The 15159-nt window shown below is 37.0% G+C and carries 13 protein-coding genes and 4 pseudogenes; 8 read left to right on the forward strand and 9 right to left on the reverse strand.

From position 1 onward, the window contains the following. Positions 1-2: 2 nt before the first annotated feature. The 4 genes from hxlA to MHB53_RS17150 all read right to left on the reverse strand — a co-directional run bounded on the left by hxlA (position 3) and on the right by MHB53_RS17150 (position 3148). Positions 3-647 (reverse strand): 3-hexulose-6-phosphate synthase, encoded by a 645-nt coding sequence (gene hxlA / locus MHB53_RS17135; RefSeq protein ID WP_340920597.1) that lies wholly within the window; start codon positions 645-647, stop codon positions 3-5. A gap of 232 nt (positions 648-879) precedes the next feature. Then, positions 880-1254 carry a winged helix-turn-helix transcriptional regulator gene (locus tag MHB53_RS17140; RefSeq protein ID WP_340920600.1) on the reverse strand — a complete coding sequence of 125 codons (375 nt, stop codon included), beginning with the start codon at positions 1252-1254 and terminating at the stop codon, positions 880-882. Positions 1255-1435: 181 nt separating this feature from the next. Then, on the reverse strand, positions 1436-2608 hold the full coding sequence (locus tag MHB53_RS17145; protein WP_340920602.1) for an MFS transporter: 1173 nt from the start codon (positions 2606-2608) through the stop codon (positions 1436-1438). Positions 2609-2632: 24 nt separating this feature from the next. After that, complete coding sequence (locus MHB53_RS17150) at positions 2633-3148, reverse strand: PadR family transcriptional regulator (RefSeq protein ID WP_340920605.1); 516 nt, start codon at positions 3146-3148, stop codon at positions 2633-2635. Between the two features lie 1292 nt (positions 3149-4440). On the opposite strand from MHB53_RS17150, the pseudogene MHB53_RS17155 reads away from it, so the two are divergent. Both MHB53_RS17155 and MHB53_RS17160 read left to right on the forward strand, forming a co-directional pair. Continuing rightward, a pseudogene (locus MHB53_RS17155) lies at positions 4441-4625 on the forward strand (IS200/IS605 family element RNA-guided endonuclease TnpB); the annotation flags it as partial. Positions 4626-4789: 164 nt separating this feature from the next. After that, on the forward strand, positions 4790-5347 hold the full coding sequence (locus MHB53_RS17160; RefSeq protein WP_340920608.1) for a DUF7010 family protein: 558 nt from the start codon (positions 4790-4792) through the stop codon (positions 5345-5347). A gap of 121 nt (positions 5348-5468) precedes the next feature. Here the strand turns inward: MHB53_RS17160 and MHB53_RS17165 are convergent, their stop codons facing one another. Further along, positions 5469-6371 carry a TetR/AcrR family transcriptional regulator gene (locus MHB53_RS17165; protein ID WP_340920611.1) on the reverse strand — a complete coding sequence of 301 codons (903 nt, stop codon included), beginning with the start codon at positions 6369-6371 and terminating at the stop codon, positions 5469-5471. A gap of 183 nt (positions 6372-6554) precedes the next feature. On the opposite strand from MHB53_RS17165, the gene MHB53_RS17170 reads away from it, so the two are divergent. Continuing rightward, a complete protein-coding gene (locus MHB53_RS17170; RefSeq protein ID WP_340920613.1) occupies positions 6555-8060 on the forward strand; it encodes a DHA2 family efflux MFS transporter permease subunit in 1506 nt (501 codons plus the stop codon). A 55-nt stretch (positions 8061-8115) separates the two neighbouring features. Here MHB53_RS17170 and pepF read toward each other — a convergent pair whose 3' ends face one another. After that, on the reverse strand, positions 8116-9921 hold the full coding sequence (gene pepF / locus MHB53_RS17175) for an oligoendopeptidase F (RefSeq protein WP_340920615.1): 1806 nt from the start codon (positions 9919-9921) through the stop codon (positions 8116-8118). Between the two features lie 211 nt (positions 9922-10132). Between pepF and MHB53_RS17180 the strand changes: the two genes are divergently transcribed. The 4 genes from MHB53_RS17180 (at position 10133) to MHB53_RS17195 (ending at position 12823) form a co-directional block, all read left to right on the forward strand. Further along, positions 10133-10636 (forward strand): DinB family protein, encoded by a 504-nt coding sequence (locus tag MHB53_RS17180; RefSeq protein WP_340920618.1) that lies wholly within the window; start codon positions 10133-10135, stop codon positions 10634-10636. 466 nt (positions 10637-11102) lie between these two features. Further along, positions 11103-11426: a PadR family transcriptional regulator gene (locus MHB53_RS17185; RefSeq protein WP_340920620.1), complete on the forward strand. Its 324-nt coding sequence runs from the start codon at positions 11103-11105 to the stop codon at positions 11424-11426. After that, positions 11419-11979 (forward strand): HAAS signaling domain-containing protein, encoded by a 561-nt coding sequence (locus tag MHB53_RS17190; protein WP_340920623.1) that lies wholly within the window; start codon positions 11419-11421, stop codon positions 11977-11979. Before MHB53_RS17185 ends, MHB53_RS17190 begins: the two co-directional genes overlap by 8 nt. Further along, entirely contained in the window at positions 11972-12823 is an 852-nt protein-coding gene (locus MHB53_RS17195; RefSeq protein ID WP_340920627.1) for a DUF4097 family beta strand repeat-containing protein, read from the forward strand. The genes MHB53_RS17190 and MHB53_RS17195 overlap by 8 nt, the downstream gene beginning before the upstream one ends. Before the next feature lie 145 nt (positions 12824-12968). Here the strand turns inward: MHB53_RS17195 and MHB53_RS17200 are convergent, their stop codons facing one another. Continuing rightward, positions 12969-13259 carry a hypothetical protein gene (locus MHB53_RS17200; protein WP_340920629.1) on the reverse strand — a complete coding sequence of 97 codons (291 nt, stop codon included), beginning with the start codon at positions 13257-13259 and terminating at the stop codon, positions 12969-12971. A gap of 209 nt (positions 13260-13468) precedes the next feature. Here MHB53_RS17200 and MHB53_RS17205 point away from each other — a divergent pair. Then, positions 13469-13606 (forward strand): annotated as a pseudogene (locus MHB53_RS17205) (adenylosuccinate synthetase); the annotation flags it as partial. Here MHB53_RS17205 and purB read toward each other — a convergent pair. Further along, positions 13588-14831 (reverse strand): annotated as a pseudogene (gene purB, locus MHB53_RS17210) (adenylosuccinate lyase). The pseudogenes MHB53_RS17205 and purB overlap by 19 nt on opposite strands. Positions 14832-14848: 17 nt before the next feature. Beyond that, positions 14849-15028: pseudogene (locus MHB53_RS17215) on the reverse strand (AIR carboxylase family protein); the annotation flags it as partial. Positions 15029-15159 lie beyond the last annotated feature (131 nt).

The raw sequence follows: 15159 nt of genomic DNA on the forward strand, positions 1-15159 counted from the left end.
GGTTATACGGTAGCAGCCGCTTCTTTAATGAGCTGTTGTATTTCCGCCGCTGCGGCTTTTTTATCATCTTTGCTTGTAATGCCACCGCCAACAATAACTAAATCTGGCTGCGCTGTAAGCACTTCTGGCAAAGTTTCTAATTTAATCCCTCCGGCAATAGCCGTTTTCGCATTTTTGACAACGCTTTTAATTGCACGCAAGTCTTCAAGTGAGTCTTGACCAACAGCTTGTAAATCATAGCCAGTATGTACGCAAATATAATCAACACCTAGTGCATCCAATTCTTGAGCGCGACCTTTGATATCTTTCACTGCAATTAAATCTGCTAGGATTTCTTTTCCTTGTTTTTTCGCCTCTTCTACTGCACCTTTGATAGATTCGTCTTCTGCTGCACCAAGGATTGTAACGATATCAGCACCAGCTGCAGATGCTTTCATCACTTCATATCCTGCCGCATCCATAATTTTCACATCAGCAAGGACAGTTAAATGTGGAAATGCTTCTTTTAATTCCTTTACTGCTCTATGACCTTCACTATTAATAATAGGTGTGCCGATTTCGACAACATCGATATATGCTTGAACCTCATTCACTAATTCTATTGCCTCTGGAATATTTACTAGATCTAATGCTAATTGTAATTTCATAACTTAGTTAGCTCCCTTACTAGTTTTTTTAATACCTATATTCAGTCTAATGCTTCATATGTAATAAAGTAAGTACGCACATTAATCTCACATAGTGTGGAAAAGTATACTGTCTGAGGTGAAGGTAACTCGTTTCAGGAAGCCGAGATATTTAGGAATCAGAAGGCTTAAATCCTAAAGAAGAATCGAGATAAAAAACCATGCGCGATGTTTCAACGCATGGATTAGTGGTTTAGTTGGTAGATCCAGTGAATGTAGCCACATCATCAATTTTTTCTTCGGTAAAAGTTTTATAGTTTTTGCCCCAGCTATACATCGATTCAAGAATGGGCATTAATGTTTGTCCTTGTTCAGTCAATGAATATTCAACTTTTGGAGGCACAACAGGGTAAACCTCTCGGTGAATGATAAAATCCGATTCAAGTTCGCGCAATTGATTTACAAGCATTCTCTGAGTAATTCCCGGGATGAGTTTTTTTAATTCATTAAACCGTTTCGTGCCTTCTTTACCTAAATACCATAGAATAAGCATCTTCCATTTACCGCCTATAACAGCAAGTGTTAGCTCTTTTTCACAGTTGAACTCTTTAGCGCAAATACGACCCATTTTTTCTCCTCCTTGGGATATCAAAATATATTTTTTAGACAATAAATATATATAATAGAGCCTCTTATTTTAGTGTACTACACAATCGGTACTGGTTATTGATTAGGGAACTCTTTATTAGTATTATTCTATAAAAGTAAAACACCTTTTGTCGAATGGATCCATCCGACAGAAGGTGTTTTTAACTAAGTTGGTGAAGTTTGCTCGCTTGAGCTGTATAGAAGCGATATAGAACAAGAGCAATTAAGGATAAAATAATCCCCGAGATATAAGGTAGTCCAGCTGCGATTGAGAAGAGCCAGCCACCTAATGGCGGACCGATTATTCTTCCGAGCGAGTCGACGGAAGATAATAATCCAGTGGTACTACCATGTCCAGACGTCGAAGTTTTCGTTAATAATGCGGAAACGCTTGGACGAATAACGCCATTTCCAATTCCGAAGATCGTTAAAAAAATTGCAGCAGTTGTAAAGTTATTGACGAATAAGATAAGTCCGAAGCCGATAGCAGAAACGATAATTCCAATTTGAATGACAAATCCCTCACCAAACTTTTTGGTCATCCTCCCAACTAATCCACCTTGAACAAAGGCTCCAGCTAATCCCATAATCATAAAGATATAGCCAAGTTTAACTGTTCCTAATCCGGCCTTTTTAGCGGCATAATAAGCGAAAGTTGCTTCTAAGCCTGATAAGGATAAGGAAATAAATAATTGTAGCATGAATAAAACGGATAACGATCCACTCATTGCCTGCCATAATGATGTTTTTTTAGAATTTTGCTGACCTCTACTTTCTTGTGGCAAAGATTCCTTAAGAAAAAACCACACAAGGAAAAAAGTGAGAAGGGATGAGGCTCCAGCGATATAAAAAGGCGTGCTTAAACTTACTTTTGAAAATATCCCGCCAATAGCTGGACCAAATACAAAACCTAGCCCAACAGCCGCGCCTACAATCCCCATTCCTTTGCCGCGGTCTTCAGGGGTTGTAATATCAGCTACATAAGCCATCACCGTTGGCATATTAGCGGAAGATAAAAATCCGCCGATGATTCTAGCTGCAAATAGCATCCAAAGGGATGATGATGCTCCCATCAAGAAAAATGAAAGGGCAAGTCCAGAAATTCCAATCATAATCACCGGTTTTCGGCCAATTCGGTCAGAAACACGTCCCCACATGGGCGCGAATAAAAGCTGCATGAGCGAATAAACAGCCATGAGCATGCCTAATTGTGTTGGAGAAGCACCTATATTTTCAGCATAAAAGGGTAGTACTGGGATAATAATACCAAAACCAACCATGACGAAAAACATGACGGCAAATAAGATTGGTAAGGCTCTTTTTGTTTCTAACATAATGGTCACTCCATTTCTCGATGGTTACTTGCTTGCTAGTGTTTGAATTGTTTCAGTTAAGAAAGATAGCTCAGCTTCCAACATTTTTTGCTTATGACGAATCGCAATGTTAACGCCGTTACTATGATCATGAATAGGCAATTGCATTAATACATGGTATTTATCCTGTAATTCTTGATGCCTTTTATGTAAAGACTTAATTGTTTGATCTACTGGTAGATGGTCGAGAAACATCAAGCCAATGTCTCCTTCATAAAAAACAGTTTCGGCAGATGACAGGTTTTCAGATAATAAATCATAGAAATGTCCTATTCCATTCTCATTAATAGAATAAACTTTCCGTGGCGGGCGGTTGCCATCATATTCGATAGAAACGTCTATATAACCCTCCTTACTCAATTTATCGAGCAAAGAATAGGCTGTTGCTTTTTTCATATTCGTAATGAAAGTAAGGTTTCTTTCAATAAAGTCATGAATTTGATAACCGTGTTGGCTCTGTGTCATGAGTAATCCTAAAAGAAGTAAAGAACGATGCTCCATAGTAATCCTCCTTAAATGCTTTATTGAACTGAGATAATTATAATTATTAGATACATGAATAGTCAACTTCTAACTATGCCGAGATTATACTTCGAAGTCCTAGAAATAGTTTTCATAAAAAGTTGATTACTTATTTTTCTATCATATTTTACCGATAGAGTATCGCTACTTCAATCATATGAAGGGCGTAGCCTATGATAGTGGGGAATTTTGGTTTTGCAAGAGGCTTTGCCTTTAATATGATCAGTCTAATAAGTGATAAAGTTCGGTGTACGTGTGAAATTAGAAAGTATTTTAGAATACCGTACAAAAGTGATAGATGACGATGTATCCGAACGTCCAAAGAGATGTTCATCTCTCTGGGGAAGAAATATCACATTTCACTTATAAATTGAAATCATGATAACACAACCCAGAACAGAATTATTCTAAGCTCACTAATGTTTACAAAAGTAAAAGTTCTCTTCAATTCAAGAAAGAGTTCCCGAAAATCAGACAAAAACTTTAAAAAGGGTCTTTTTGGTCAAGAAGTTTTTGTTTGCTAACAACAGGAGGAAAGAGTTACGATTGGTAAGGTTATCAGAAAAAATGCTGTGAAGGTGGCTCATTTTCAAATCATATCTGATATGTGATTTATTAGCATTTGGGACTGGGGGAAGAGTAAGGACTGCCCTAGACAGGATCATTTTTATTTTTTAGCTTTTAATGTAATAAACAAATAAATCATCAAATAACTGGTTAAAAATAATAGAGCAATAACTAATGAGTATTTAAAGAACTTAGCTGTTGAATTTTCTCCCACGTAGATAAAATATAAAAAAGAAACCTATCACTGAAAGGATTTTTTGAGCTTCTATCAAAGTTATATCTCCTATTTTCCAATTTGTTTTTCCATGCCTTCGTCTGTTCCTTGTTAATGGAAATATATTTTACATAAGCTATGACTCCATTTTCTTCGCTGTCATATCCGGAATCAGAGATTAGATTTTTGCATGTTGTTAGGTTGTAATGCTCTATTACTTTAACGTGTGAAATAAGACAACCTGGGTCTCCGGCTCGATAAGGTGGTTTAAACCAAGAAAATATAGAAGACAAGGATAAACAAATTGAAGCGAATATAGGGAATAGGTAGAAAAAAGGGGGAATTATTGGTATTGTCGAAGTATAGACAAAAGAAAAACCAAAAAGTTTGGACGACTGGGAGCATTGATAAAAGAATAAGGAATTAATCTTTTGTATAGTTTTAATTTAACATAAAGAGGTTAATTCCTGCTACCAAAAGGGGGAGAAAAAGTAATGGGAATAAAAAACTACTAGATAAGATTTCAACACACATCATCAAAAGCCACGATTGAATAGCTATATGCTCAAAAACCGCAGTCCTGCTAAAGCTATCAGTGAAGTGGAATGGTCACAGTTCCGCAAAATACTTGAAATAAAAGCCGAATGGTTTGGGAAACAAGCTATAGCGGTGAATCCCCCACGTTCAACGAACGCGGAGAGTAAATGGGGGTAATTCAACTGTAAAGAGTTAAAAGGAAAGAAAAGTTCCATCGCAGAAAAAGTGTGAATTGAAATTCCTAAGCGTTATCCGTCAGAATAAATCCATCATGTGTTTCGTGCAAAAAGGGGAGTAAGGACTTGAATTTTGATCAACAGTTGTCGGTTATGATTAAAGATATATCTAATAAAAATAAAAAAGGATTGCCTTTTATTTTGGCATCCTGTGTGATTTGGACTTTAATTACTGTTGCAATGTTATTGCCTATTGAAGAATATAAGATTATCAATCTCATTATTCTTTGTTGCGCTTCATTGGTGATGCCGCTAGGCTATTTATTTACAAAAATGTTAAAATTGGAATTCTCTGTGAAGAATAATCCACTCTCTAAGGTCATCTTGATATTTACATTAAATCAAATGATATATTTATTAATTGTCATTTGGGCCTTCAATGGAGCGCCTGAAAAAATGGTTATGATATATGCAATTATATATGGTGCCCATCTTTTTCCATATCATTGGGTATATCAGTCACCTATATATAAATATATGGCGTTTATTATCCCTGTTATTTCTTTTGTTTTAGGATATATATTAAGTGGAACAACAATGTTTTTATTACCTGGATTTGTTTTACTTTGCGAAATCATATTTGCTGTAAAGTTATATGCGGAATTTAAAGAGAGAAACGAATAAATATTTCAAAATGACAGCCCCACCGAGCTATACCTGGTCACTGCGGAGGGGCCTATTTTTATTCTGTTCTTTAAGACCCCCACCTGATTCCCCGATATTTCAGCTTACTGAAACGGGTTCACTATTTTCTTTCTTCCTCGATTGTAGATACATATCTCCACAGCTCAAAAGCAAGTTCTCGCGCTTCTAGTTCATGGGATGTTTTTGAGAAAGCTTCCCTAAATGAACGAAGAATCGTTTCGATTAAGAAAATCTTTGGTTGTTCTACCTGTAATTCATCAATTAAAAATTGTAAATACTGTATACCTTTTGGATTTGCATTATCCTCTAGGGTTTGCTTAAAAGCTACAAGGTCTACAAGTAATTGTTGCTTCGTTTGTACGTCCACATCTACATTTTCAATGGATATGAAAAATGCACTATCCCCAAGCAATACATCTTTTGTACTAATCATATTAGCAATAATTACATCCATCTGGCGAAAGATGAAATGAACGAGTTTGGCAGTATCGATATCATTATCCTCTTTCGAACCTGCCTTCCATACATGCATCATATGCTGAATCATCCCAAGTGTCAGAACTGCGCAGTCAAAAGAGTAAGCCATAGCATCTTTCCCGTATATATCTATGAGTCTCCTAGAAAGCCATGAAAGTTCTATAAGGTGGTTTTTTTTGACGAAAGCCCTTAAATCGGAATCTCCTGAATGAAAAATTGTCTCAAAAAGTGGAATCAGATTCTGTTCGCGGTTTACTTGCATACGTACTAAAATTTGTTCAATGAGAACATCTTTGCTTGAGATATCCCCACCTATTAGCAATTCTTGGCGTCTAACAGTTGCTTCATTATGTGCATGCTCTAATATCGCAATTAGGCATTCGTTTTTCGACGAAAAGTAATTATAGAATGTCCCTTTTGAGATGCCAGACTCGTCTAAAATGTCCTGTACGGACGTAGTGGCAAACCCTTTATTCACAAAAATACGCTGCGCCGTTAATAAAACATGTTGTTTACGATCATTCATATAATCACCTTTATACTAGTAGTCTAATAATATTCTAACTCGTATAGCTTTAATTATCAATATAGTATTATTTTTTCGGACTATACTCTTGCATTATTTGGACTGTGGGTATAAAATGTGAAAAGTGATAAACTGACGGACTGTTTATATTTTATATTATATATATGAGTGGAGGAAAAATAGATGGATATAAAAGAAATGCATGAAAAACCGCCATATGGCATGATAGCAATTCTATTTATTGGTGCGTTTGTTGCATTGTTGAATAATACATTATTAAACGTGGCATTACCGACGATTATGACAGAATTTGACGTGAAAGCGTCTGTTGTTCAATGGCTTACTACCGGATATATGTTGGTCAACGGGATCTTAATCCCAGCGAGTGCATTTTTCATCCAAAAATTCACGAATCGAAAATTATTTTTAACTGCGATGATCTTATTCTCATCTGGTACTCTGCTTGCAATGGTTGCACCCGCGTTCGGGGTGCTCGTTGCTGCACGGATGATACAGGCATGTGGATCTGCGATTATGATGCCACTTTTAATGAATGTTATGCTCACTGCATTCCCAGTTGAGCGACGAGGAACAGCGATGGGAGTTTTTGGGCTTGTCATGATTACAGCACCAGCGATTGGTCCGACATTGTCAGGCTGGGTGGTTGAACATTACACATGGCGCACACTATTCGGCATTGTTCTCCCGTTCGCACTTTTGACCCTAGTTTTTGCATTCATTAAATTGCGTAACATTACACCGAATCGGGATATGAAGCTAGATTTCATTTCACTTATCCTGTCAAGTATTGGTTTTGGTGGTCTACTTTACGGTTTTAGTACAGCTGGGGATAAAGGCTGGGATGCGCCGATCGTTTATGGAACGATTACGATTGGTGCAATTTCGCTTATCATATTCATTTGGCGTCAGCTACGAATGGATGACCCATTGTTGGAATTCAAAATTTATAAATATCCAATGTTTGCTTTATCTTCTGGAATATCTGTCGTATTGTCGGTGGCGATGTTTTCCGCGATGATCCTTACGCCGCTCTATGTCCAGACAGTGCGAGGGATTTCGCCGTTCCATTCGGGCTTGCTTATGCTACCAGGGGCAATTGTGATGGGGCTAATGTCACCAATCACGGGGAAATTATTTGACAAGTATGGTGCGCGTATCTTAGCGGTCACCGGTCTAACAATTACTGTAATTACTACATTCTTATTGAGCAGACTTAGTATGGAGTCTGGTTATTATTACATTATGGTCATTTATACATTTCGAATGTTTGGGATTTCAATGGTAATGATGCCTGTTATGACGAATGGTTTGAACCAATTGCCGATGTCTGCAAATCCACATGGAACAGCGATAAATAATACATTGCAACAAGTATCTGGTGCAATTGGCTCAGCGCTTCTTTTAACGATTATGGATAAGCGAATCGCGAAGACAGGTGCCGATTTAGCTGCTGATGTTGCCGCATCCGGTCAAGCACCAACTAGCGCCGAGGGACTTGCAGCTATGAAGGTAGAATTGGCAAACAAAGCAATGCTCGATGGCATCAATTACGCATTTTTCGTATCGACTATCGTTGCAGTTGTGGCCTTGCTATTAACATTCTTTATAAAGCGCGTCACACCGCCAAAATATGAAAGTCCACTTACTGAAGAGGAACCAGCTTCCTAAAAATGAAAAAGCGATTCATCTCCCATTTGAATGAGGAATGAATCGCTTTTTCATTTTAATTAATTTCTTCCGTCAAAGTAATCAGTTCATCAACTAATTCGCCAATGTAAGCAATCGTATCTCGTAGTGGTTGTTCTGTGGTGATATCCACACCAGCCATCTTAGAGAGCTCGGCTGGGGATTTTGTTCCACCGGCCTTTAACACATTCATCCAGTCATCAACTGCAGGCTGACCTTCTGCTAAAATTCGTTTGGATACCTGTGTAGAAATCGTTAGGCCCGCACTGTAGGTGTAAGGATATAAGCCCATATAATAATGTGGTTGCCGCATCCATGTAAGTTCTGCACCCGGCGTTATTTCAACATCATCACCCCAGAATTCTTCTAAAACACTTCTTTTTATTTCGTTTAAAATCCCAGCATTCACACTTAATCCTTGATCAATGCGCTCATACACTTTTCTTTGATAAGCAGCTTCTAATAAATGCGTAACAAAGTTATGATAATACGTTCTTGCGACTATCGACGAAATGACCCAGCGTTTGAATTTTGGATCCTTTGAATTTTCTAAAAGGTGATTCGCCATCAGCATTTCGTTCATCGTAGAGGGTGCCTCGATGAAATATAAGGATGGACGGGAATTGAACACATTTTGTTCGCGATGCGTATTGTAAAAATGACCAGCATGTCCAAGTTCATGCGCTAATACAAATACTTCGTTCATTCGGCTTGACCAAGAAATCAATATATATGGGTGATTGCCATATGGACTTGAACAAAAAGCGCCTGTAGTTTTTCCTTTGTTTTGAACAAAATCGATCCAGCGCTCTTTAAAAGCACGATCCACCATTTCCAAGTAATCGGAACCGAGAATTCCGAGTGCATCATTCATGTATTTTTTTGACTCTTCTATCGTTATCTCTGGCTCATATGTTGGATCTAATGAAATTTTTAAATCAGCAAAAGTCATTTTATCTAAACCATGAACTTTTTGCAGCAATTTTGCATATTTGCGCATATGTGGTGCGAGCTCTTTCATAATTAAATCAATTTGTCTGTTATAAAGTGTGCGATCCACCTCTTGATTAAATAGTAAATAATCAAAAATAGTATCGTACCCACGGGTGTCGGATGTAGTTTTTTCGATTTGTAGCTGCATATCATATGTTTTTGCTGTTGTATGTTGATAATCCTTTAATTGATTTGAAAAAGCTTCAAAAGCAGCGCGTCTTATTTCCGTATTCGGTTCGCTTTCCCAATCGCCTTCAAAAGATACATAGCTTAATGGATAGCTTTTCCCATTCACTTCAAAGTCATCAAACGATAAATCGACCATTTTTGTCGTATTATAAAGATCATAAGGTCCATCAAAAGTAGAAGAAAAAGCAGCTAATGTTTTTTCAACTTCAGGATGTAATTGATACTGTTTTTTACGAATTACTTTTTCGAGATAGTTTTGATACTCAGTTGATTTTTCCATCGCTTTTTCTAATGTTTCTACTGGTAATTCAGATAGTTCACTATTGACGAATGATAAGGAACTAGAGATTTTTGCGGATACGGAGCCAAATCTACTTGCCCGCATTTGTGCTTCGTCATTTGTTTGATCTGTACTTAATGCCAAGTTTGCATAAGTTCCAATAGGAATCATTTTTTCATAAACAGATGCATAGCTTTCTAATGCTGCATTCACTGTATTGGCATCAATGATTTTTCCTTTGTATTGACCATGGAACATAGCTACCTCTTTTTCAAGCTCAGCTATTGCTACATTGTAATCTTCTTCAGAAGTAAATAAATCCTGTAAATTCCACGTTTCTTCCACTTTTACTTCTGACCTTGAAGGTAACCCTTTAATCATGAGTATCTCTCCTTGTATTCCAATTTACTGAATAATTACAATTATACCATTACTGCTTATGTCTCATCCATCTTTGATCTTTAATAAGTTTGGATGGGAGTATACTTTCACTATATCATTAGAAATAATTCTATAAAACCAGTGTAAAAGCAGGATATAGAAATTAAGAATCGAATTTAAATAAAGAAGATTAAAAAATGGAGGCGAAAGTATGATTTCAACTATTGAAGAATTTTTGATCAATTGGGGCCAAGAAAGTGAATCGACACAAAAAATAATGGATGCGTTGACAGATGAGTCACTTGCACAGGAAGTTTCTCCTCAGGATCGGACACTTGGCAGGATTGCATGGCATATCGTTGCATCGCTTGATGAAATGATAAGTCCTACAGGGCTCAAATTTGAGGGGACTGCACATGATGCTCCAGTTCCAAGTTCAGCTAGTGCAATTGCTGAAGCATATCGTTCATCAAACGCGGCGATGGTTGCGGCAATTCGTGAGCAATGGGATGATCAAGCTCTACAGGAAGAGAACAATATGTACGGTGAAATGTGGTCGGTCGCCACCACACTTGAAATTTTAACTGCGCATCAAACACATCACCGTGGTCAAATGACTGTGCTGATGCGTCAAGCCGGTCTAATTATTCCAGGAGTATATGGGCCATCTAGAGAAGAGTGGGCAGCATTTGGTGAGCAAGCTCCGGAATTATGATTGTGAAAAGTCCACTTTGCGAATAGAGTTTGTTCAAATATAAAAGCCAATTATGAAAATGTATAATTGGCTTTTATTATCCTCTTTGCAGACAAATCGCTATCATTGCACTCTCTCCGTCTTAAGTCGGAGATTGATTTCATTCCACGGTCTGTTTTACTCCCTGCGATATCAAACTAAGCTATAAGAAGTGACGATCTAAGGACACCACCCCTCCCGTATCTTACGAAAAACTCTCCAGTTTGCACGATATTTAACATCGGCGTTTGCGCATTAAGGGGAAAGTAACTATTTTAAATGAAAGCATTAATTAATAAGCGTTTAATTAGATGTAATTGCAGGATATAATTTATTTTTTTACAGTACCTTGTAATGAACGGTACTATATGATATATTATATTTCTATTAGGTAGTGTTCAATGAATAGTAGCGAGCAAACTTCGAAAGAATGAGGTGTGATTTAAAAGTGAATGTACAATTTAAAAAAGGTGTGTTAGAACTATGTGTTTTGGCATTGTTAGATAATCAAGATCGCTACGGATATGAACTTGTCCAGAAGATCTCTAACCAGATTGCCATTTCAGAAGGCTCCGTTTATCCATTATTAAGACGTTTAACGAAAGAAGGGTATTTTACAACTTATTTACAAGAATCTTCAGAGGGTCCTTCGCGTAAATATTACAAGTTAACGGAAACTGGAAGAGAGTATTTATACAAACTAGTCGAAGAGTGGAAAGATTTTTCAAAAGGAGTAGACCAATTAATCAAAGAAGGTGTGAATAATGAATAAATATCAATTTTTAAAAATATTGGATTCATCTTTAAATAAACTCTCTGCTGCTGACCGTTTAGATATTTTGCAAGACTTTGAGGAGCATTTCGCGATGGGGATGGAAGAGGGAAAAAGCGAAGAAGAAATTGCGGATTCGCTTGGATCACCGCAGCACATTGCAAAAGAATTGGTGGCCTCACATCATCTTGAAAAAGTAGAAGCAATTGCTACAGCAGGGAATATCTTGCGTGCCGTGTGGGCTGTTATTGGATTAGGATTCTTTAACTTAGTGATTGTGCTCGCTCCATTTCTCGCACTGATAGCAGTAGTTATTGCTGGCTGGACAGCGGCAGCTGGATTTATTGTATCTCCGCTGCTAGTACTAATAAGTGCAGTCATCTTCCAAGGGGCATTTGAGTTTTTTGATTTATTTGCTTCCCTTGCATTTGCTGGATTAGGATTATTTATTGCCATTGGAATGTTCTTTGCAACTCGTGTCCTAACCCAAGGATTTGTACGTTATTTACAATTCAATGTGAAACTCATAAAAGGTGGTTTGAAACATGATTAATATTAAAAATATATCTATTATTGCTTTGATTATTTTGCTTATTGGCATTGTAGGATCAATCTTTACATTTAAGTTTATGAGTAAAGCAGAACAAATTTCGGAAGAAAAAGTAATCGATGATGACCGGTTTACGAATATCAATATTATTACGGGTAACGCTAAGGTAGAGATTGTGCCTACAAAAGATTCGACAACGACAGTAGAACTTTCAGGGAAGGCCAAAAAGTATACATTTGAAGCGAATGTAGAAGGAAATACACTTGATATTATTTTAAAGGAAAAACAATGGAAACTTGTTCACTTTGACTTTTTTTCAACCTCATTATCTTTAAAAGTATTTGTCCCTGAAAAACAGTATGACGCGATCCAAATAGAAAATAATAATGGTCGTGTTCAGGCGGAAAATTTAGAAGCAAAAGAAATGGACGTAGAGACGGATAATGGACGAATTGAGCTAAAAAATATTGAAAGTTCTACAGTTAAAGCGGAAGCAAATAATGGGCGTATAGAATTAAAAAGTATAAAGGCTTTATCTGTTGCAGTTAAAGCTGATAATGGAAAAATCATTCTAGAAGATGTAGATGGTAAGCTTTCTGGTAGAACAAACAATGGAAGTATCTCATTAGTTACCAATAATTTAAAGCGCCAAATTGATTTTGCGACAGATAATGGATCTATTAAAATTGAAACGGATAAAGAGCCGGAAAATGCTACTATTGATGCAAAAGTGGATAATGGAAAAGTAAATATCTTTGGCAATTCTGATAAAAGTGCTATATTTGGTAACGGTGAACATACGATTAAATTAAAAACAAATAATGGTAGTATTACTGTAACGAAGTAATGAGTAATCATTATCTAAACACAGATAAATGTAGGATCAAATATCTGCATTTACTTGTGTTTTTTGTTGTTTAAAATATGTATCTAGTGCAATTTCTTTTTAGAAAACAAAATAGAAAGGAGTTTCTAGTGGAATGAAAGCATCATCAATATGCCTTCACTTTATTTATTGCTTTCATTAGTTCTCTTCTTGCATGCTGCTCATTTTGGTCGTTTTCATTTAATTCCCTATAATGACCTTCAATAATGATTAGTAATACATTGTATATGTTATAAAGGTGTAACAAACATTGCTCATTAGATGAAAATGAGTGACTTCTTCCATATCCGTTTTTAAATCCAATATTATCCTCAGCAAAGCCAAAGACAAAGTCCATCAGTGGATCACCAAAAAGTGATCTTTCGTAATCTGTGATACCATATATAATTCCAAACATCTCGTTTCGTCCCATTTTCTACTTTTCCATATACTTTATTTATGACGTCTATCCCAACATCTAAGACTTGAGTTAGTGTAAACCGAACAATAATGTATATTATATTATAAATGTACGTGTTTCTGGTTGACGACATTATTTTTAATTGATAAAATTATAATTATCAATTAAAAACCATACAATCTATCAAATATCAGTGGAGGTGTACGATGTCCTCAGTAGTAGTAGTTGGAACACAATGGGGCGATGAAGGGAAAGGGAAAATTACTGACTTTCTATCGCAGAATGGAGAAGTTGTTGCTCGTTATCAAGGTGGTAACAATGCGGGTCATACGATTAAATTTGATGATGAGGTGTAATCGAAGCAATCATTTATTTCTTCTTGGGTTAACTTTGTCCTGATTTCCTCATCTGCCTCCACAAGCTGTTTAAAATGTGTTTCTGTTTCCCACGCATGCATTGCTTTTGACTGTACAATGTCATAGGCAACTTCACGAGCCATACCTCTTTCAATTAATTTTAGTAAAACACGTTGCGAGAGTATAACGCCATGGTTTTTATCAATATTACGTTTCATGTTTTAGGGAATACCGTTAAATTTTTAACAATGTTTCCAAATCGATTAAGCATATAGTTCAATGCGATCGTTGCATCTGGTAAAATAATACGCTCTGCGGATGAATGAGAGATATCTCTTTCATGCAATAAGGATACATTTTCATAGGCTGTCATCATATAGCCACGGATAACACGTGCCATACCTGTCATGTTCTCAGAGCCAATTGGATTTCGTTTATGTGGCATGGCAGATGACCCTTTTTGCCCTTTTGCAAAACGTTCTTCCACTTCACGAGTTTCGGTAGCGAATTTTTCAATCGATGTAGCAATTAGCGCTAATGTTGAAACATATGCTGCATGGCGATCACGCTGCAATGTTTGTGTTGACACTGGAGCAGGCGTGAGGCCAAGCTTCTCACATACATAGTTTTCCACGAATGGGTCAATATTTGCATAGGTTCCAACCGCACCAGAGAGCTTTCCAAATTCGACATTTTCAGCAGCTAGCTCGAAACGCTCCAAATTACGTTTCATTTCTTCATACCATAATGCAAGCTTCAACCCGAAAGTAGTTGGCTCAGCATGAACACCATGTGTACGTCCCATTTGAACAGTATGTTTATGTTCAATTGCTTTATTTTTCAAAATTTCAATGAAGTTGTGCATGTCACGACGAATAATTTCATTTGCTTGTTTAATCTGGTAGGAAAGTGCTGTATCCACAACATCCGTGGAGGTTAATCCATAATGAACCCATTTTCGTTCCTCGCCGAGCGTTTCAGATACAGCACGAGTAAAGGCTACAACATCATGGCGTGTTTCCTGCTCAATTTCATAAATTCGATTGATATCAAAGGATGCATTTCCCCGAAGCATTTTCACATCTTCGGCAGGTATAACTCCTAGCTCACTCCATGCATCACATGCAAGGATTTCAATCTCAAGCCATGCCTTAAATTTATTTTCCTCCGTCCAGATGCTTCCCATTTCTTCTCTCGTATAACGTTCGATCATTGTTTTGCCTCCTCGAATCTCTCTCGTGCTGATTTTGCATAGGTAAAGATATCATCCGGCGTACGATGTACTGAAATTACATCCTTTTCGTACGGAATTTTGAGTTCATCAAGTACGTTACACGTATGCTGCAGTGTCTCCCAATCTGAAATACTTCCCATTATTACTCTGACTTGAGCCCGAAAACCTTGTACCATCTGACTCGGTGAATGCCGAGAGTCTATCCCAATATGAGGAGGGTCCTACTATGAGGGTGATAAAAGGGCAAACCTCATTTCAAATATATTTGATTATGTTGAAACAGGTAATATTTTCTTTGAACAAAATT

Origin of the sequence: Bacillus sp. FSL K6-3431 (genome assembly GCF_038002605.1) — a bacterium.
In the GTDB taxonomy this organism is placed as follows: Bacteria; Bacillota; Bacilli; order Bacillales; family Bacillaceae_C; genus Lederbergia.